Here is a 20,302-nt window from a genome sequence, read left to right as displayed (position 1 = left end):
ATTAAGAAACCTAAGTCTAACGACTTAGGTTTTTTTTTGCTTAAAATTTAGAATAAAAAATAAATTAATCGGATAATTTTAAGTAAACATAACTATTATATATAAAAATAATTACTTTTGTTGATTATGGTGTCCTTTTAAAGGGTGAGAGCGAAGCTTGGCTTTGGTATACTTTAGTTATAGCAAGATATCTTGCTGTTTATCTGAGGTTGCTAATGGCGAAAAAACCGAATTATTCAGTGCGTTTTGTAGCAGGTCAACCTGTTGAAAGGATTGAGCCCAGCCCACCTTTAAGTGAAAGAAAGGATACCTTACCTATCGGAATGCCCCTTTACACTGAAGGCACTCTAAAAATTGCGGTTTGGAATATCTATAAACAGCAACGACTCAATTGGCGTAATATGTTGGAAACGCTCTCAACAGATACGCATTTGCTTTTGTTACAAGAAGCTCAAACTACACCTGAGCTTGTACGTTTTGCTGGAATTCACCATTTAATTGCAGACCAAGTCCCTGCCTTGGCTTTTCAACAACACCCAGCTGGTGTGATGACATTATCAAGTTCCCATCCTATCTATTGCTGCCCTCTCAGAGAGAAAGAGCCCTTTTTACGACTACCCAAATCAGCATTAATTACGGTATATCCATTAATTACGGGTGATCATTTAATGGTTATTAATGTACATGCGATTAATTTTAGTTTTGGTGTCGATGTTTATCAGCGTCAATTGAGCAATTTATCTGTTCATATCATGCATCACAAAGGACCTGTTATTTTAGCGGGTGATTTTAATGCGTGGAGCCGCCCAAGAGTCAATGTATTAAAACGTTTTGCAAGAGCGTTAAGACTTAAAGAAGTTATTTTTGATAATGATTGGCGTACAAAAGCCTTTGGTAAACCTTTGGATTATATTTTTTATCGAGGGTTATCGTTGAACAAAGCTGAGGTCTTAATCACTGATGCATCTGACCATCATCCTTTAATCGCGACATTTTATTAGTAGGTAATAATAACATAAGTTAATGTTTAATTTTTTAATATTTAAATTAAATATGATTATATCTATCATTTATTAATATAGCTATATTATGCTTAACTAATCTATCTATTTAATCTATTTGTTATATTAATGTTATTTACTATACTTTTTTGGTCTATCTAATATCACTAGATATAGGAAATAAAATGCCAACAAAAAATATAGTTATTATTGGTGGTGGTACCGGCGGAACTATTCTTGCTAATATCCTAGCTAAAAAATTAAATGACGAAATCTTTTCAAATAAAATTAAAATTACGCTTATTTCAGATAATCCTAATCATTATTACAAACCTGCATTTATGTATATTGCATTTAATCTTTTTTTAAAAGAAGAGCTAATGCGTTCAGAAAGAAGTTTATTAAGACCCGAAATTGAATTTATTATCGATAAAGCAGAACGTTTTGACTTTAATAATAAAGTGATTTATTGCGAATCTAATAAAAAATATAACTATGATTTTTTAGTATTAGCAACAGGTTGTGTTCCTAGTCCTCATAGAATTGAAGGCTTAAAAGAAGCGGGAAATCATTTTTACCAATATGAAGCCGCAAGAACACTTGCTGATAAATTAGCTAAAATTGAAAAAGGTCGTGTATTTATTACTGTTAGCTTCCCTGAAACACCTAATGTACCGCATCAATGTGGTATTGCTCCTATGGAGACAACATTGATGCTGGATGAGCTTCTTCGTCAGCGTCGGGTGAGAAATAATATTGAAATTGTTTATACCTATCCTACGGTTGCTCAACTTCTAAGAAACTGTCTGTTTATGCAACAAGAGGTTTGTGAAGTTCTTCCGGCCGTATTCTCTGAGCGAGATATTAAAGCTAAGCGAGGCTTTACGTTGAGCCATGTTGATCCTGATAAGAAAATAGCTTACTCAAAAGAGGGCGAGGCAGAGCCATTTGATATCCTTATGAGTACACCGCCTATTACGGCCGTTGAGGCGATTCGTAATACAGGTTTGAGTGAACATAATAATGGTGAAGGCTGGTTACCTACTGATCCTGAAACATTGCAAGTCTATGGATTAAATCAAGTGTATGTTCTTGGTGATACGGTTGATTTACCGATTAGTAAAGCCGGTGGTAGTTGTCATAACCAAGCGGGTGTAATTGCAAATAACATCTGTGGTGAGCTTCGTTACGGTTATCCTGCTGCGATTTATGATGGTCGTGTGCAGGCGGTCGCACAAATGGGATTATCAGCCGGTATGCCATTACAGTATGACTATAAACATGACGTAATTCCTACACCACCGACAAAGCTAGGCGGATTACTGCGTAATAGTTATAACCGAGGTTTATATTGGGCAACCGTTAGAGGATTATTATAGGGGATACAATAATGAGTGAAAATAACTTAAGCCCAGCAGATATTCAACTATTATCTGATGAAGATAAATTACATCTTCAACATTTATTAGAAAAAGCAAGACCATTATTAGCATTAAAGCGCTTTGATAATATCGTCGATTTATTATCTTTAATATCTGACTCAATAGATATTATGGATAATGCAACGGTTGAAAAAATTTCAGTTGCGTTTGAAGAAACATTAATTCCAGTATGGGAGTTAAGTGCTGCTTATAATATGGCAAAGAAAGAATCTATTTATCAAGATAAAAAATATACATTAGGTTCAACTTTTGCGTTATTAAGAAACCCTGATACGCTTAAAGGGATTTCAATTATTCTAAGAACAGTTCAAATTATCGGGGAAAATAACCAAAGAATAGAAAATTAATTAATAATTAGGAGATATAATGACGCAAAGTAATAAACATTTTAATACTCAAGCAATACATTATGGTTATTCTCCGTTAGATTTTCAGAGGGCATTAGTGCCTCCTGTTTTTCAAACATCCACTTTTGTTTTTCCAACGGCACAATATGGTGCTGATTGCTTTGCTGGAAAACAAAAAGGGTATTTTTATTCTCGGATCTCAAACCCTACTTTAGAGTTATTAGAAAAGCGTTTAGCACAATTAGAAAATGGTGAAGGCGCCGTTGTTTTTTCTTCAGGAATAGGGGCAATTACTTCTAGTTGCTGGTCGTTACTTCAGCCTGGTGATGAACTCATTGCTGATATGACGCTTTATGGCTGCACTTTTACATTTTTCAATCATGGACTGGCTAAATTTGGTGTTAAAATAAAGCATGTTGATTTAACTAACCTTGAAAAACTGAAAGAAGCGATTACTGAGAAAACAAAATTAATTTTTTTTGAAACTCCTGCTAATCCTAATATGCGTGTCAGTGACATAGCAAAAATATCAGAAATAGCGCATCAACATAATATTTTAGTCATGGTAGATAGCACTTATTGCTCGCCTTATTTACAACAACCTTTGGGGCTTGGTGCTGATATTGTTGTGCATTCTATGACCAAATATTTATCAGGTCATGGAGATGTCACTGCAGGAGCAATTATTACCACGCACGCCCTAGCAGATAAAATACGTGTTGAAGGTTTAAAGGATATGACTGGGGCTTGTTTGTCTCCTCATGATGCTTCGTTAATATTGCGAGGAATAAAAACGCTAGGCATAAGGATGGAGCAGATCTGCCAAAATGCACAACGTATTGCAGAATATCTTACAGATAATCCTAAGGTTGAAACTATTTATTATCCGGGATTAGTTTCTTTCCCTCAATATGAACTCGCCAAACGCCAGATGCGTTTATCTGGTGGCATGATAGCTATTGAGCTAAAAGGAGGCATAAAAGCGGGTAGAGAGTTTCTCAATCGTTTAAATCTCTTTAGTCGAGCAGTGAGTTTAGGAGACTGCGAATCTTTAGCTCAACATCCTGCCACAATGACTCATGCCACTTATAGTGCAGAAGAACGACAAAGACATGGTATTAGTGATGGTTTAATTCGACTATCGATTGGTCTTGAAGATGTGGATGATTTAATTGCTGATTTAAAACAAGCTCTGGCTTAGTGAAAATCGCATAATTTATAATAAAGAAAAAGGCTGTGAATTAATCCACAGCCTTTATTGTTTAACTCAGAATTGTTTGATTCAGAAATGTGATTTATTTCTGGTTCATTCTCGGTTTGATACCGACATAATAGCCAACAGTTAAAATAGCTACCCATACCATACCGACAACCAATGCCATTCTGGTTGACTCAAAATAGCCTAAGATTGCGATAACAAACGCCATAAATACGATAGTCAGTGCTGGTGCAACAGGCCATAGCGGTACTGGAAATTTAAGCGTTTTCACTTCATCTGCGCTCATCTTGCGACGCATAGCAACTTGAGAAAGCAAAATCATTAACCACACCCAAACTGTTGCAAATGTCGCAATAGAAGCGATTAAAACAAAGATTTGCTCTGGAATAAGGTAGTTAAGTACTACGCCCAGCAACAATACAACAGACATCACTAGCACCGTCATCCAAGGCACACCATTGCGAGTGAGCTTCATAAAAGATTTTGGTGCTTGCCCTTCTTGAGCCATGCCGTACATCATACGACCAGCACCGAAAATATCACTGTTGATCGCAGAAATTGCTGCTGTGATAACCACAAGGTTTAAGATATTTGCCGCTGAATTGATCCCTAGATTTGAGAAAATCTGTACAAATGGGCTACCGTTATGGCCGATTTGTTGCCAAGGGAAAATGCACATTAGAATGAAAATCGTCAGTACATAGAATAATAAGATACGAAACGGTACGGCATTGATAGCTTTAGGAATGGTTTTTTCAGGATCTTTAGCTTCACTGGCAGTAATACCAATGACTTCAATCCCACCAAACGCAAACATCACAATGGCAAGTGAGGCGATAACCCCTTCAATGCCATTCGGCATAAAGCCACCAAACTCCCATAAGTTAGAGATACCAATAGGGTGTTCAGTTTGTTGGCCAAAGCCATACATCATAATGACAACACCACCAATTATCATGGCGATAATGGCGGTCACTTTAACAATGGAAAGCCAAAATTCCATTTCACCAAATATCTTCACATGGCAAAGGTTTAAGGCACCAATAAAGCAAACTATCCCTAATACCCATATCCATTGATCAACATCTGGGAACCAGAGTTTCATATAAAAGCCAAATGCCGTGACGTCTGCAAGACATACAATCAGCATTTCAAAAACGTAGTTCCAGCCAGTTAAGAAGCCAGCTAAAGGCCCCATATAATGGCTTGCATATTGTGAAAAAGAGCCTGCAACAGGATGATGAACTGCCATTTCACCTAATGCACGCATAACCATAAATACTGCTGCACCACCAATAAGGTAAGCAAGCAATACAGCTGGACCCGCTTTCTCAATGGCAGCCGCAGAGCCATAAAATAAACCTGTACCGATTGCAGAGCCAAGCGCCATGAAACGAATGTGCCGCCCTGATAATCCTCGTGAAAGTTGATTCTCTTTTTGCATCTAAAGTATTCCCATCTCTGTCCAACGGAGGAATGCTATCCTCTTTTTCAGTGTCTTCTCGCACGTTAGCTATTCAAAACAAACCATGTACCTTATCATAAAGCCTCTTACGGTGAGATAGTTATCTGTAATAATCATCAGCATTCATTGGATATCAGAGTTTCTTATGCAATACCCCATTAATGAAGTGTTTCAAACCTTACAGGGTGAAGGTGTTTTTACTGGCGTTCCTGCACTTTTTGTTCGATTACAGGGTTGTCCTGTAGGTTGTAGTTGGTGTGATACCAAACATACTTGGGAAAAAGAAGAGGAAAAAAAAGTTCCTCTTGGCGATATTCCTATTAAAACGCAAGAAAGCGATACTTGGGGAGAAGCCAGTGTTGCTAAGATTTTATCACTTTTCCAACAACAAGGTTATAGTGCAAAACACGTGGTTATCACAGGAGGCGAGCCTTGCTTATATGATTTACGTCCTTTAACAGAAGGGCTAGAGCAAGCAGGTTTTGCCTGTCAGATAGAAACCAGTGGTACTCACGATATTTTATGTAGTGAGAAAACATGGGTGACACTTTCCCCAAAAGTAGGCATGAAAGGGGGATTTATGGTATTACCTAGCGCAATTAATAGAGCTAATGAGATAAAACATCCCGTTGGGCGTGAAAAAGATATTGAAGCGTTAGATGCCTTACTGATATTACGCACAGAACACCCTGCGCCTGTTGTTGCCTTACAGCCCATTAGTTGTAAAGAGAGTGCAACAGCATTATGTATTAAAACCTGTATTGAACGTAATTGGCGTTTCTCTATGCAAACGCATAAGTATTTAAATATTGCGTGATCGCGTTTTTAATATAAAAAAATCAGCCAATAAAAGGCTGATTTTCTTTTAAGTGATAATGGGTTAATGTTAAAACCGATTTATTCACCGCGATAAATACATCCTGCTGTACACGTCTCTTTTACCATCACCGCAGATAATAATGGCAATGACGGTTTTACTTGTTGCCAAATCCATTTTGCCAGCACTTCGCTGGTTGGATTTTCTAGGCCTTCAATTTCATTAAGATAGTAGTGATCTAGACGCTCAAGAGTAGGTTTAAATGCGGCTTTCACATCAGCAAAATCAATAAGCCAACCTGAATGTTCATCAACTTCACCTGTTAGTTCTAATCTAACAAGAAAAGAGTGTCCATGAAGACGCCCACATTTGTGGCCTTCAGGAACATGTGGCAAATGGTGGGCTGCTTCAAACTGAAAATCTTTAAAGATGGTGGTTGTCATCAAAACTCTCTTGACTTAATTAGTAAAAAAAAGACACAAATAGAACGAAGTCTACCAGTGTAGCTGATTTAGTGTATCACGCCTAATCTCCCTTAATCTTAATGGCTTATTATGTTCCTTTTTGCTTATTCATTATATTGATAAAGGAAACCAATAAATAAATTTAGCATTTAAGGTTATTAGATAGAGCCAACAGGTCTTTAATTCGTCTTCTAGTCGTGGGATACCCTCTCAATATTAGAAATATTATCAAAGAACAATAAAGCACAGATAAGTGCTTCGCTTTTTTAAGGCAGGATAAATGAGCAATCAACCTCCATTATTATCAATGCTTCCATTAACACCGGAACAATTGAGTAAATTAAAGGACGCAACAAAAGATCTCTCAACAGCGCAAATTGCGTGGTTATCTGGCTATTTGTGGGGGCAGCTTAATCCTTCTGTTGTATCCGCATCGACAGCGGTTAATTCAGTACACGTACCAGAGCAGGAAACCATTACATTGATCTCTGCTTCTCAAACGGGTAATGCGCGTCATCTTGCCGAACAGTTACGAGATAATCTGGTTGCTCACAAATTGAATGTAGAACTATATTCCGCAGGTGAATATAAGTTTAAGCAGATCCATAAAACAACAACCTTGATCATCATTGCATCGACGCAAGGTGAAGGTGATCCTCCTGAAGAAGCGATAGCTTTTTATAAATATCTGAACTCTAAAAAAGCCGCTGAAATGAAAGAAACGGCTTATGCAGTATTGAGCTTAGGTGATACCTCGTATGAGCATTTCTGTAAGGCAGGAAAAGACTTTGATGAGCGAATAGCACAACTGGGCGCAACTCGTTTATTACCAAGAGTTGATGCCGATGTTGAATATCAATCTGTTGCGGATGAATGGATAAAACAGCTTACAGAACTCTTAAAAGCAAGAGTACCAGAACAAAGTACGCAAATCCTGCAACAAACACAGTCAGGTACGACGGATACAGTTAATGCTTCTATTTATCATCGAGATGCGCCTTTTACTGCTACATTACTGACTAATAAAAAAATTACAGGCAGAAATTCAGATAGAGATATTCGCCATATTGAAATCAGCCTTGAAGGTTCTGATTTACAATATCAACCGGGCGATGCGCTAGGCGTTTGGTTTAATAACTCACCTGAAAAAGTTGATGAACTTATTGCCTTGTTGTGGCTAAAAGGTGATGAACCTATCACGTTAAAATCTCAAACATTCACCTTAAAAGAAGCGTTGCTGCATCATTGTGAACTAACTCAAAATAGCGCACCTATCGTAAAAGCCTATGCCCAATTGACGCGCCATGAAGATCTATTGTCATTGGTAGCTGATAAAACTAAGCTTCAGCAATATGCAGACAAACATCCTATTAATGAGATGGTGCGTCAATATTGTGCTCAACCCACGGCACAAGATTTTGTTGATATTTTACGTCCACTAACTCCTCGCCTTTACTCTATTGCATCGTCACAACAAGAAGTAGAAGACGAAGTACACCTTACTTTAGGGGTTGTACGTTACGACGTTAACTCGCGTACTTATACCGGTGGAGCCTCTGGTTTTTTAGCCGATAGCTTAAAAGAAGGCGATAGCGTCAATGTTTTTATCGAAAAAAATGCACATTTTCGTCTCCCTGAAGATAACACCGCACCTGTCATTATGATTGGTCCAGGTACTGGAATTGCACCTTTTAGAAGTTTTATGCAGCAGCGCGAAAATGACGCTGCAACAGGTAAAAACTGGTTATTTTTTGGTAATCCTCATTTTGTAGAAGATTTTCTCTATCAAGTGGAATGGCAACGTTATGTCAAAAGCGGTCTGTTAACTCATATCGATTTAGCATGGTCACGAGATCAAGCACATAAAATTTATGTACAAGATAAATTACACGAACGTGGTAGTGAGATTTGGCAATGGTTACAGCAAGGTGCTTATCTTTATGTTTGTGGTGATGCATCTCGGATGGCAAAAGATGTTGAACAGGCGTTGTTAGATATTGTGATGGAGTATGGCAATAAAAATATTGAAGAAGCAGATGAATACTTAAGTGAGCTACGCCTAGAACGGCGTTATCAGAGGGATGTCTATTAAATGAAATCACACACTCAAGCGCTCTTAGTGGTTGAAGGGAAACTGGCTGATAGTGAACGCATGAAAAAAGAGAGTCACTTTTTACGCGGCACTATTACAGAAGACTTAAAAAATGGTTTAACTGGTGGCTTTGAAGGCGATAACTTTTTGTTAATTCGCTTTCATGGCATGTATCAGCAAGATGACAGAGATATTCGTGCTGAACGTGCGGAGCAAATGCTAGAACCTCGCCATGCCATGATGCTACGTTGCCGTTTACCTGGCGGCATTATTTCGCCTAAACAGTGGCTTAGTATTGATAAGTTTGCGACTGAAAATACACTTTATGGCAGTATTCGTATTACTAATCGTCAAACATTTCAATTTCATGGCATTTTAAAAGGTAATGTAAAACCCGCACATCAGATGCTTGCAGCAACAGGGTTGGATTCTCTAGCTACTGCGAATGATGTTAACCGTAATGTCTTATGTACTTCAAACCCAGTGCAATCTTCGTTACACCAAGAAGCGTATGAGTGGGCGAAAAAAATATCAGAACACTTATTACCTCGCACTCATGCTTATGCGGAAATTTGGTTAGATAAAGAGAAAGTTGCAACCACAGACGAAGAGCCTATTTTGGGGGAAACCTACTTACCACGGAAATTTAAAACGTCAGTGGTGATCCCTCCTCATAATGATGTTGATCTTCATGCGAATGACATGAATTTTATTGCGATTGCTGAAAATGGGCATTTAGTCGGTTTTAATGTACTTGTGGGGGGCGGTTTAGCTATGACACATGGCGATAAGAAGACCTTTCCTCGCTTAGCCAGTGAGTTTGGTTATATCCCTATTGAGAATACATTGGCAATTGCAGAAGCGATTGTGACAACTCAGCGTGACTGGGGAAATCGAACTGAACGCAAAAATGCAAAAACAAAATACACATTAGAGCGTGTTGGCGTAGAAACGTTTAAACAAGAAGTTGAACGCCGTTCGGGGGTGACTTTTGAGGCTATTCGACCTTATGAATTTACCCATCGAGGCGATCAAATTGGTTGGTTAAAAGGTGTTGATGATAAATGGCACCTGACTTTATTTATTGAAAGTGGACGGCTGATTGATACGCCTGATGCTCTATTAAAAACGGGAGTGGCGGAAATTGCCAAAATCCATCAGGGTGATTTCCGACTGACTGCCAATCAAAATTTGATTGTGGCAGGTGTACCAGAAAGTGAAAAAGCCAATATTGAAGCGATTGCTCGTCGATACGGTTTGATTAATAGTGAAGTTACAGCACTGCGTGAACATGCAATGGCGTGTGTTTCTTTCCCAACTTGCCCATTGGCAATGGCAGAGGCAGAACGCTTTTTACCGGCATTTACTGATACACTTGATAGCTTAATGGCTAAACATGGTGTGAGTGAAGAGTATATTGTTGTGCGCGTAACGGGATGCCCAAATGGCTGTGGTCGAGCAATGCTTGCAGAAGTTGGGCTGGTGGGGAAAGCACCTGATCGCTATAACTTACATTTAGGCGGTAATCGCATCGGGACACGTATTCCGAGAATGTATCGCGAAAATATTACCTCACAAGAAATCATCTCAATACTTGATTCACTGATTGGTGAATGGGCAGTTTCTCGTCATAACAATGAAGGTTTTGGTGATTTTCTTATTCGCACTGACGTTGTTAAACCCGTACTTAATTCTGCGATTGATTTTTATGAAGTGCAGGAGGCGGTATGAGTCTATTTCAGCTTGCTTCGCTAAAACAGTTACCTGTTGAAGAGCAGACACATGCTTTGAGCCAGATTAATCAACGGTTAGAGCAATTAAGCGCCATTGAACGGGTTACTTGGGCTTTAGATAATTTACCTAAAGCCTTTGTATTAAGCTCCAGTTTTGGCATTCAAGCCGCGGTTTGTTTGCATTTAATGACAAGACAATACCCTGATATCCCCGTGATTTTGACTGATACAGGTTACTTATTTCCTGAAACCTACCAGTTTATTGATAGTCTAACGCAGCAGTTACAACTTAACTTGAAGGTCTATCGAGCTGAAATATCTTCATCTTGGCAAGAAGCGCGTTACGGCAAACTTTGGTTAGAAGGCATTGACGGTATTGAGCGTTATAACCAGATAAATAAAGTAGAGCCAATGGAAAGAGCTTTACGTGAATTACAGGCTCAAACGTGGTTTGCAGGCCTTCGTCGTCAGCAATCTAAAAGTCGTGAACATTTGCCTGTGCTTTCAATCGCAAAAGGGATCTTTAAGTTTTTACCCATCGTAGATTGGGATAATAAGAAAGTTTATCAATATCTTAAAGAAAACGACTTACCTTACCATCCTTTATGGGAGCAGGGTTATCTCTCAGTGGGAGATATTCATACAACTCGAAAATGGGAAGAGGGTATGAGTGAAGAAGAAACACGATTTTTTGGCTTAAAACGCGAGTGTGGATTACACGAATAACGTCATTATCTGCCAATAAATAGTTGGGTAATAGAGCTTATCTATTGCCCTTTTTGTCATTTTTAAAAATCATAACTATTTGAAAATATTTTATTTTTCCTTATTCCTTTCTGTTCCATTACATATCTTTTTGTCATTTCATAACCCTTAAAGCACCTTTTATAGTCGTTAGTTATAAAGTGAACAACGAAGGTGAAATGCGCGTATGGATTACCTACCCTTATTTGTGGAATTAAAAGAACGCCCAGTGTTATTGGTTGGTGGTGGTCATGTTGCTGCGCGTAAAGCTTTGCTGTTATTAAGAGCAGGCGCTCGCTTAAGAGTGATTGCACCTCAGTTGTGTGATGAATTACATCTTGCTTATCAGCAAGAAAAAATTGAATGGGTATCAGCCAAATATCAATCTGAATATCTATTAGGAATGATGCTTGTGATTGTGGCAACTGATGACAGTGTGCTTAATCAGCAAGTTTATCTTGATGCACAAGCACGGCATATTTTTGTCAATGTTGTGGATTCACAACCTCAATGCTCATTTATCTTTCCCGCCATTATCGATAGAAATCCCATTTTGATTGCGATTTCATCGGCAGGAAAAGCCCCTGTTTTAGTGCGAATGATACGTGAAAAATTAGAAGCTTTATTACCAAACTCATTAGGCACAATGGCAACAATTGCTGGAAAATGGCGCAATAAAGTGAAACAGCAATTAGACTCGTTTCAAGCGCGTTGCCGTTTTTGGGAGCAAGCGTTTAGTGGCAAATTTGCCGCTTTAGTGGCAAGTGATCAACTGGCACAAGCAGAAGCCTTGCTTGCACAACAATTGAAACAAAAAGAGATCCAACAAGGTGAACTAGCATTAGTTGGGGCAGGGCCCGGTGACGCAGGATTATTAACACTGCGCGGCTTACAGGTTATTCAACAAGCCGAAGTTGTGCTCTATGACAGTTTAGTGAGTCCAGAGGTTTTAGAGCTTGTTCGTCGTGACGCTGACACTATTTGTGTAGGTAAAAGAGCGGGGCACCATAGTGTTTCTCAAGAAGAAACCAATGCGCTGATCGTGAAACATGCGCAACTTGGTAAACGTGTTGTCCGATTAAAAGGGGGCGATCCCTTTATTTTTGGACGAGGTGGCGAAGAACTAGAGGTTGCAGTACAACATGGTATTTCATTCCAAGTTATTCCTGGGGTTACTGCGGCAAGTGGCGCAAGTGCATACGCTGGTATTCCATTAACGCATCGTCAATACGCACAAACTGTCACCTTTATGACAGGACATTGTAAACCTGACGGAATAGAGCCTGATTGGGCTTCATTAGCGCAGGCGAACCATACGCTAGCAATTTATATGGGAACAACAAAAGCCGAGCTTATTAGCCAGCGTTTAATCAAACTCGGGCGTTCTCCATTAACACCTATTGCGGTGATTAGTTGTGGTACACGTCGTGATCAGCAAGTTTTCACGGGAAATCTAACACAATTAGCGCAGTTAGCCGAAAACGCGCCAATGCCCGCTTTATTAATTGTAGGGGAAGTCGCGGCACTACATCACCAACTTGCGTGGTTTGGCGATAGACAATCCCAATCAACATCATCAATCCATTCACCTTTGGTTCATTTTGCCTAAAACGAGGTTGTTATGAATGAAACACAATTAACACATCTTCAGCAATTAGAAGCAGAAAGTATTTATATTCTGCGCGAAGTTGTCGCTGAATTTGAAAATCCCGTCATGCTTTATTCAATAGGCAAAGATTCCTCGGTGATGTTGCATTTAGCTCGCAAGGCGTTTTATCCCGCAAAATTACCTTTTCCTTTATTGCATGTTGATACTGGTTGGAAATTTCGAGAAATGTATGAATTTCGAGATAAAACGGCTAAAGAATATGGCTTTGAGCTTAACGTTTATCGAAATCCGCAAGGTGCAGAACTTGGGATCAATCCATTTATTCATGGTAGTGCAAAACACACGGATATCATGAAAACAGAAGGACTAAAGCAAGCCTTAGACAAATATGGTTTTGATGCGGCATTTGGTGGTGCGCGCCGTGATGAAGAAAAATCACGCGCCAAAGAGCGTATTTATTCATTTAGAGATAGAAAGCATCGCTGGGATCCGAAAAACCAACGACCTGAATTATGGAAAAACTATAACGGACAGATTAATAAAGGTGAAAGTATTCGTGTATTTCCACTCTCCAACTGGACAGAACTCGATATTTGGCAATATATCTATTTAGAGAATATCGATATTGTTCCTCTCTATTTTGCCAAAAATAGACCCGTTATTGAACGTGATGGCACCTTAATTATGGTAGATGACGACAGAATTGATCTAAAACCGGGTGAAGTGATCACACAGCAACAAGTGAGATTTAGAACGCTGGGATGCTGGCCATTAACGGGTGCTATTCCTTCACAAGCAGAAACGTTACCCGCCATTATTGAAGAAATGCTGATTTCCACCAGCAGCGAACGACAAGGGCGTTTAATTGACAGTGATCAGTCGGCCTCAATGGAACTGAAAAAGCGCCAAGGTTATTTTTAATCGGAGGAAATATGGGACTTTTAGCCATAAAAACGAATCAACTTGTCGCGGGTGAAATCGCACAACAAGGCGGTGTAGATCGCTATCTTAAGGCTCAACAGAATAAAGGATTACTGCGATTTCTAACCTGTGGAAATGTCGATGATGGAAAAAGTACATTAATAGGACGTTTACTTCATGACACAAGGCAGATCTACGAAGATCAGCTTTCTACATTACAAAATGAAAGTAAAAAGATCGGTACTCAAGGTGAAAAGCTCGATCTTGCTTTGCTGGTGGATGGATTAGCCGCAGAAAGAGAGCAGGGGATCACGATTGATGTTGCTTACCGCTATTTTTCAACGTCAAAACGTAAGTTTATTATTGCTGATACGCCTGGGCATGCTCAATATACTCGCAATATGGCGACAGGAGCATCAACAAGTTCACTTTCTATTCTGTTGATCGATGCTCGAAAAGGCGTACAAGAACAAACACGGCGACACAGTTTTATCAGCACACTCCTTGGGATCCGTCATTTAATCGTAGCGATCAATAAAATGGATCTGGTGGATTATCAGCAAGCGATCTTTGATTCGATCCTGCAAGATTATCTTAAATTTGCCGATCAACTCCCAACAGATCTTACTATTGAATTTGTCCCTATTTCCGCCCTTGATGGTGACAATGTGGTTTCTCCCTCATTGAATATGCCTTGGTATCAAGGAAAAACGCTACTTTCATTATTAGAGGATGCACCAGTTAAATTAGGTTCAGATCCGCAAGCATTGCGTTTTCCTGTGCAATATGTGAATCGTCCAGATTTAGATTTTAGAGGATACAGCGGTACAGTGTCTTCAGGTGTGCTTTATCAAGGGCAAAAAATCAAAGTATTACCTTCAGAAAAACATACAACGATTACACGTATTGTCACTTTTGATGGTGATTTAACGCAAGCTAAAGCAGGGCAAGCAATCACATTGGTTCTGGCAGATGAAATTGATATTAGTCGAGGGGATATTATCGTTGATGATAACGATACAACCGCCAATATTAGCACTCATGCGTTAATTGACGTGGTGTGGATGTCAGAGCAGCCTTTAGTGCAAGGTCATACTCTGGATATCAAAATTGCAGGTAAAAAAAGCCGCGCCAAAATAGAAAATATTCATTATCAAGTGGATGTAAATAAACTCACCCAACAAGTCACAGATAACTTAAGTTTAAATGCGATTGGTAGTGTTGAAGTCTCATTTGAAGAGCCTCTGGTGCTGGATAACTATCAAGTTAATGCTGATACTGGAGGATTAATACTGATTGATCGACTAAGCAATGTCACCGTAGGCGCTGGACTTATTCGAGAAACGAGAGATAACGCGATACAAACTATGACGCAATATGATGCTTTTGAAGTCGAGTTAAATCAGCTTATCCGTCGCCACTTTCCCCATTGGGGCGCAAGAGATCTTCTTGGAGGAAAATAGTGGTGATAAGCAACGATATTGTTTGGCATCCTCATAAAATTGGATTAAATGAACGCGAATCACAACAAGCACACAAAGGATGTGTGCTTTGGTTTACAGGGTTATCTGGTTCAGGTAAATCCACACTTGCCGATGCGTTAGAGCAAGCACTTTATCAATATTCACAAAAGCATTCGCCTATTCATAGCTATTTATTAGATGGGGATAACTTACGCCATGGTTTATGTTGTGATCTTGGGTTTAGTGCCGAAGATAGGCATGAGAATATTCGCCGTGTGGGGGAAGTGGCTAAATTGATGGTCGATGCGGGACTGATTGTCTTAACCGCTTTTATTTCTCCTTACCAAAAAGACAGACAACAAGTGAGAGATCGCTTTGAGCAAGGAAGATTTATTGAGATCTTTGTTGATACACCTCTTTCTATTTGTGAAGCCCGTGATCCGAAAGGGCTTTATCAAAAAGCAAGACGTGGAGAGATAAAACAATTTTCAGGTATAGATTCGCCTTATGAACAGCCCATTGATCCTGAATTACATTTAGACGGCACACTTTCTATAAGTGAACTAATCCAACAAATCCTCGCTTACCTACAGCAAAATCAAATCTATCGTGAGTTTTAGGACGACATTACATTATCTCTACACAAACACCCTATAAAAGGAGGGGATGTGTAGAGATATTATGGCTATTTAAGATTTTCAACCACGCATACATTTACTGATGAATTCAGTGTATAGATCCTTATCTTAATAAGAAAAAATCACACCTTAGTCTGAATTTTATAGAAGTTACCCACGTTTATAGTGAGGAAAATAGGAATAATAATGTAATATATTCCAGCACTTTTGTGGCGTCTGTTGTTGAGTTGTGGGATGATTAGCCCATTAATCTTGGGGGTGGTAATGGGGAAATTAACAGTCTTACTTCTGATTTTACTTGGTTGGCTACAATATTCATTGTGGTTAGGTAAAAATGGTATCCATGATTACAACAAAGTAAGTCAAGAAGTTGAATCTGCATTGGCGCAAAATACGCAGTTAAAAGAGCGTAATGATCGTCTATTTGCAGAGATTGATGACCTCAATGGCGGGCAAGAAGCGTTAGAAGAACGTGCTCGTAGTGAATTAGGAATGATAAAGCCTAATGAGACATTTTTCCGTATTGTGAGCGATAAATCTCAACCACGTCGTTAATTTATTGAATTAATAGTGTGCCCTGATACAAATATCATAATGAATATAACAAACTCAACTCTTCCTATTGTTGCCGTTATTCCAGCGGCTGGTATTGGAAGTCGAATGCAATCAGTCTGCCCAAAACAATATTTGAAAATTGGCGGATTGACTATTCTTGAACATACCATTAATGCTTTATTAAAACATCCACGTATAACGCAAATTATCGTGGCGATCAGCCCTAATGACAGCTATTTTCACACTTTACCTTTAGCGCAAGATGAAAGAATAATTACGGTTAATGGTGGTGGTGAACGCGCTGACTCTGTATTGTCAGGTTTAGAGTATGTCACTCAACATTTTTCTGAAAATACATGGGCGTTAGTTCATGATGCAGCAAGACCTTGCCTGCATTTTGGCGATCTTGACCATCTTATTAAACTCATTGATGAAAACGTTATGGATCCACAATTTTGTGGTGGCATTCTTGCGACACCTGTTCGCGATACAATGAAACGTAGTCATCAACAAGATAACCATATTGAACAAACAGTAGAAAGAACAACCCTATGGCATGCTTTAACGCCACAATTCTTTCCTGCATTGTTATTAAAACAAAATATAGAAAATGCACTCTCACAAAAAGCAACGATCACTGATGAAGCCTCAGCGATGGAGTTTGCTGGATATGAACCTTTATTAGTTAAAGGTCGTGCAGATAATATTAAAGTTACTCAGCCAGAAGATTTAGCGCTTGCAGAGTTTTTCCTCTCACGCCAAATCACCAGTATAAGGAACACATAATAAAATGAGAATTGGACACGGTTACGACGTACATAAATTTGGCGGTGAAGGCCCTATTATTATTGGCGGTGTCAGAGTTCCTTATGAACAAGGGCTGTTAGCTCACTCTGACGGCGATGTCGTATTACATGCAGTTACAGATGCTATTTTAGGCGCAGTGGCAATGGGTGACATTGGCACATTGTTTCCTGATACCGACCCTGCATACAAAGGTGCAGATAGCCGTGTACTCCTTCGTGAAGCCTTCTCACGCGTAAGAGCAAAAGGTTACCGAATTGGTAATTTAGATGTCACGATCATTGCTCAGGCTCCAAAAATGCTACCTCATACACCACAAATGCGCGTCAATATCGCAGAAGATCTTCATTGCCATGTTGATGATATCAATGTGAAAGCGACCACAACAGAAAAGCTTGGATTTGTCGGTAGAAAAGAAGGTATTGCCTGTGAAGCCGTTGTTTTACTAATGAAAGAGTCATTACCTGAATGAGTGATTTACCCGAACTCCATTGGTTACATGGAAAACCACAAGCAACAGGTTTATTAAAGTCAATCCCTGAAGATTTTATTGTCTGTGAAGATCTTGGCTTCACCCTTGATGGGGAAGGCGAGCATGTCATGGTGAAAATCAGAAAAACAGGTTGTAATACGGCTTTTGTTGCTGAAAAATTAGCAAAATTTGTTGGTATCCATCCTCGTGATGCCAGTTACGCTGGTCTAAAAGATAGAAATGCAGTGACTGAACAATGGTTTTGTCTGCGAATGCCGGGTAAAGAGATGCCCGATTTTAGTCAGCTTGTTTTAGAAGGTTGTGAAATTCTAGAAACGACTCGCCAACAACGTAAATTACGTATAGGAACGCTAAAAGGTAATCACTTTACATTGGTGTTACGAGAAATTTCTGATCGCGATTTTGTTGATACTCGATTAGTGCAAATAAAAGCAAAAGGTATTCCTAACTACTTTGGTGCTCAACGATTCGGTCGTAATGGTGATAATTTACGACAAGCCATGCGTTGGGCAACGGACGAAATCCGCGTAAAAGAACGAGGAAAACGTAGCTTTTATCTCTCAGCAGCTCGTAGTGCGATGTTTAATCATATTGTCAGCACAAGATTGGAATATGATTTATATTCAAAAGTGATACTCGGTGATGCAATGCAGCTTCATGGAAGAGGTAGCTGGTTTGTTGTTGATGAAGCAGAATTGGCTCAAACACAAACTCGTTATGAAGAGCATGATGTTCATATTACGGCACCTTTGCCGGGTAAAGGTGATTTAGGTACACAATCACAAGCATTGGATTTTGAAACTGAAAATCTGGCAGAATATGAAGCCTTCTGGTCACTCGCTCGACAAGAACGCGTTGATAATACAAGACGTGCTATCAATGTATTACCAGAAAATATGTCATGGAATTGGGTAGACGACACCACTGTTTCTCTGTCATTTTTTTTACCCGCAGGAAGCTTTGCAACTAGCGTTGTACGTGAATTAATTTTATTAGGGAATGATGATGCTGAAAATATTGGTGAGTAATGACGATGGTGTGATGGCGAAGGGGATACAGACTCTCGCTAAAGCATTGCGCCAGCGTTATGATGTACAAATTGTTGCACCTGATCGTAATCGTAGTGCTGCATCTAATTCTTTAACAATTGACAGACCTCTACGTAAGCAAGAGCTTGAGAATGGGGATATTGCGATTGTTGAGGGAACACCGACAGATTGCGTTTATCTTGGTGTAAACCATTTAGTACGTCCTCGCCCTGATATTGTGGTTTCTGGTATTAATCATGGTCCTAATTTGGGTGATGATGTTATTTATTCAGGTACTGTTGCAGCGGCAACAGAAGGGCGTTTTTTAGGTTTACCTGCCATTGCTGTTTCACTTGATGGTGAAACGCACTTTGAGACCGCCGCTCAAGTGACTTGTGAAGTTTTGGCAATGTTACAACAAGTACCGTTAAGAGCGGGAAATATTCTCAATATTAACGTACCTGATATTCCTCTTGATGAAGTAAAAGGTTTTCGTATTACACGTTGTGGTAGTCGTCATGCTTCACAACATGTTTATACACATACTGATCCTCGAGGAAATAGTCTTTATTGGATTGGGCCTCCAGGTGAAAAAAATGATGTAGGCCCTGATACAGATTTTGCTGCTGTTGACGAAGGTTATGTATCGATAACCCCATTACATGTCGATTTAACAGCCTATAAAGCACTTGATTTACTACAAAATTGGTTAAATAAAGCAGAGGTCAAAAAAACATGTTAAGTCGGTCAATGAAAGACTTACTGACAATGTTAAAACAGCATGGCATCAAGGATGAGAGCCTGTTGGAAGCAATGAGTAAAGTACCAAGAGAGCTTTTTATTGATGAAGCGCTTTCTCATAAGGCTTATGAAAATACGGCTTTGCCTATTGGCAATGGGCAAACTATTTCACAGCCTTATATTGTTGCCAAAATGACAACGCTACTGGAATTACAAAGTACCGATTCTGTATTAGAAATTGGTACAGGTTCGGGATATCAAACTGCAGTATTAGCAAATTTAGTTCATCATGTTAGTTCCGTTGAGCGTATAAAGATATTGCAATGGCAAGCTAAACGGCGCTTTAAACATCTTGATTTACATAATATCTCGACACGTCATGGTGATGGATGGGAAGGTTGGTCATCAAAAGCTCCTTTTAATGCCATAATAGTGACAGCGTGTGCAACAGAAGTACCACAACAGTTATTGATGCAGTTAGCCGATGGTGGCAGGATGATCATACCTGTTGGTGAACAACAACAAATACTGAAGTTTATCCGACGTTTAGGTAATGATTTTCACTATCAATCTATAGAAACTGTTAGATTTGTTCCTTTAATCGCAGGTGAGTTAGCATAACTTCCAGATAAATCTGACCGTTTTTTATTACTGCTTTTTAATAGCTTGTCGTAATCTGCACTAATAAATGAAACATTTTCAAAAAATTGCAGTCTTTTTGTTTAA

At 39.2% G+C, this 20,302-nt stretch carries 20 protein-coding genes; 18 read left to right on the top strand and 2 right to left on the bottom strand.

What is annotated here, in order from left to right; all coding sequences use genetic code 11:
- The first annotated feature begins 215 nt into the window (after positions 1-215).
- The 4 genes from JEP36_RS16395 (at position 216) to JEP36_RS16380 (ending at position 3,991) form a co-directional block, all read left to right on the top strand.
- A complete protein-coding gene (locus tag JEP36_RS16395) occupies positions 216-1,001 on the top strand; it encodes an endonuclease/exonuclease/phosphatase family protein (RefSeq protein ID WP_198625916.1) in 786 nt (261 codons plus the stop codon).
- A gap of 185 nt (positions 1,002-1,186) precedes the next feature.
- Complete coding sequence (locus tag JEP36_RS16390) at positions 1,187-2,380, top strand: NAD(P)/FAD-dependent oxidoreductase (RefSeq protein ID WP_102949463.1); 1,194 nt, start codon at positions 1,187-1,189, stop codon at positions 2,378-2,380.
- Between the two features lie 11 nt (positions 2,381-2,391).
- A complete protein-coding gene (locus JEP36_RS16385) occupies positions 2,392-2,790 on the top strand; it encodes a hypothetical protein (protein ID WP_198630482.1) in 399 nt (132 codons plus the stop codon).
- A gap of 19 nt (positions 2,791-2,809) precedes the next feature.
- On the top strand, positions 2,810-3,991 hold the full coding sequence (locus JEP36_RS16380; RefSeq protein ID WP_198620884.1) for a methionine gamma-lyase: 1,182 nt from the start codon (positions 2,810-2,812) through the stop codon (positions 3,989-3,991).
- A 94-nt stretch (positions 3,992-4,085) separates the two neighbouring features.
- Here JEP36_RS16380 and JEP36_RS16375 read toward each other — a convergent pair whose 3' ends face one another.
- Entirely contained in the window at positions 4,086-5,453 is a 1,368-nt protein-coding gene (locus JEP36_RS16375; RefSeq protein WP_098942033.1) for an amino acid permease, read from the bottom strand.
- A 166-nt stretch (positions 5,454-5,619) separates the two neighbouring features.
- Here JEP36_RS16375 and queE point away from each other — a divergent pair, with 166 nt between their 5' ends.
- On the top strand, positions 5,620-6,291 hold the full coding sequence (queE, locus tag JEP36_RS16370) for a 7-carboxy-7-deazaguanine synthase QueE (protein ID WP_198630481.1): 672 nt from the start codon (positions 5,620-5,622) through the stop codon (positions 6,289-6,291).
- An 80-nt stretch (positions 6,292-6,371) separates the two neighbouring features.
- On the opposite strand, the gene queD is transcribed toward queE, so the two are convergent.
- Entirely contained in the window at positions 6,372-6,737 is a 366-nt protein-coding gene (gene queD, locus JEP36_RS16365; protein ID WP_160230638.1) for a 6-carboxytetrahydropterin synthase QueD, read from the bottom strand.
- A gap of 298 nt (positions 6,738-7,035) precedes the next feature.
- On the opposite strand from queD, the gene cysJ reads away from it, so the two are divergent.
- From cysJ to JEP36_RS16300, 13 genes are all read left to right on the top strand, one after another.
- Positions 7,036-8,847: an NADPH-dependent assimilatory sulfite reductase flavoprotein subunit gene (cysJ, locus tag JEP36_RS16360; protein WP_198630480.1), complete on the top strand. Its 1,812-nt coding sequence runs from the start codon at positions 7,036-7,038 to the stop codon at positions 8,845-8,847.
- Positions 8,848-10,578 carry an assimilatory sulfite reductase (NADPH) hemoprotein subunit gene (gene cysI, locus JEP36_RS16355; RefSeq protein WP_198630479.1) on the top strand — a complete coding sequence of 577 codons (1,731 nt, stop codon included), beginning with the start codon at positions 8,848-8,850 and terminating at the stop codon, positions 10,576-10,578.
- A complete protein-coding gene (locus JEP36_RS16350; RefSeq protein ID WP_198620880.1) occupies positions 10,575-11,306 on the top strand; it encodes a phosphoadenylyl-sulfate reductase in 732 nt (243 codons plus the stop codon). Before cysI ends, JEP36_RS16350 begins: the two co-directional genes overlap by 4 nt.
- Positions 11,307-11,511: 205 nt before the next feature.
- Positions 11,512-12,933: a siroheme synthase CysG gene (cysG, locus tag JEP36_RS16345; protein ID WP_198630478.1), complete on the top strand. Its 1,422-nt coding sequence runs from the start codon at positions 11,512-11,514 to the stop codon at positions 12,931-12,933.
- 12 nt (positions 12,934-12,945) lie between these two features.
- Complete coding sequence (gene cysD / locus JEP36_RS16340) at positions 12,946-13,854, top strand: sulfate adenylyltransferase subunit CysD (protein WP_198630477.1); 909 nt, start codon at positions 12,946-12,948, stop codon at positions 13,852-13,854.
- Positions 13,855-13,865: 11 nt separating this feature from the next.
- Positions 13,866-15,317, top strand: a complete 1,452-nt coding sequence (cysN, locus tag JEP36_RS16335; protein WP_198630476.1) for a sulfate adenylyltransferase subunit CysN — start codon at positions 13,866-13,868, stop codon at positions 15,315-15,317.
- Positions 15,317-15,937, top strand: a complete 621-nt coding sequence (gene cysC, locus JEP36_RS16330) for an adenylyl-sulfate kinase (RefSeq protein WP_198620876.1) — start codon at positions 15,317-15,319, stop codon at positions 15,935-15,937. The genes cysN and cysC overlap by 1 nt, the downstream gene beginning before the upstream one ends.
- A gap of 282 nt (positions 15,938-16,219) precedes the next feature.
- Positions 16,220-16,510 carry a cell division protein FtsB gene (ftsB, locus tag JEP36_RS16325; protein ID WP_196533953.1) on the top strand — a complete coding sequence of 97 codons (291 nt, stop codon included), beginning with the start codon at positions 16,220-16,222 and terminating at the stop codon, positions 16,508-16,510.
- A 39-nt stretch (positions 16,511-16,549) separates the two neighbouring features.
- On the top strand, positions 16,550-17,296 hold the full coding sequence (gene ispD / locus JEP36_RS16320) for a 2-C-methyl-D-erythritol 4-phosphate cytidylyltransferase (RefSeq protein ID WP_196533954.1): 747 nt from the start codon (positions 16,550-16,552) through the stop codon (positions 17,294-17,296).
- 4 nt (positions 17,297-17,300) lie between these two features.
- Positions 17,301-17,786, top strand: a complete 486-nt coding sequence (gene ispF, locus JEP36_RS16315; protein WP_023582677.1) for a 2-C-methyl-D-erythritol 2,4-cyclodiphosphate synthase — start codon at positions 17,301-17,303, stop codon at positions 17,784-17,786.
- Positions 17,783-18,835 carry a tRNA pseudouridine(13) synthase TruD gene (gene truD / locus JEP36_RS16310; RefSeq protein WP_198620875.1) on the top strand — a complete coding sequence of 351 codons (1,053 nt, stop codon included), beginning with the start codon at positions 17,783-17,785 and terminating at the stop codon, positions 18,833-18,835. The genes ispF and truD overlap by 4 nt, the downstream gene beginning before the upstream one ends.
- Positions 18,813-19,577, top strand: coding sequence for a 5'/3'-nucleotidase SurE (gene surE, locus JEP36_RS16305; RefSeq protein WP_088494730.1), 765 nt, complete (start codon positions 18,813-18,815; stop codon positions 19,575-19,577). Before truD ends, surE begins: the two co-directional genes overlap by 23 nt.
- Positions 19,571-20,197 carry a protein-L-isoaspartate(D-aspartate) O-methyltransferase gene (locus JEP36_RS16300; RefSeq protein WP_075673789.1) on the top strand — a complete coding sequence of 209 codons (627 nt, stop codon included), beginning with the start codon at positions 19,571-19,573 and terminating at the stop codon, positions 20,195-20,197. Before surE ends, JEP36_RS16300 begins: the two co-directional genes overlap by 7 nt.
- Positions 20,198-20,302: the final 105 nt, after the last annotated feature.

Source organism: Proteus sp. PR00208 (assembly GCF_016238545.1).
Classification (GTDB): domain Bacteria; phylum Pseudomonadota; class Gammaproteobacteria; order Enterobacterales; family Enterobacteriaceae; genus Proteus.
Note: the sequence above shows the minus strand (reverse complement) of the source record. Positions and strands in the feature narration are given on the sequence as shown.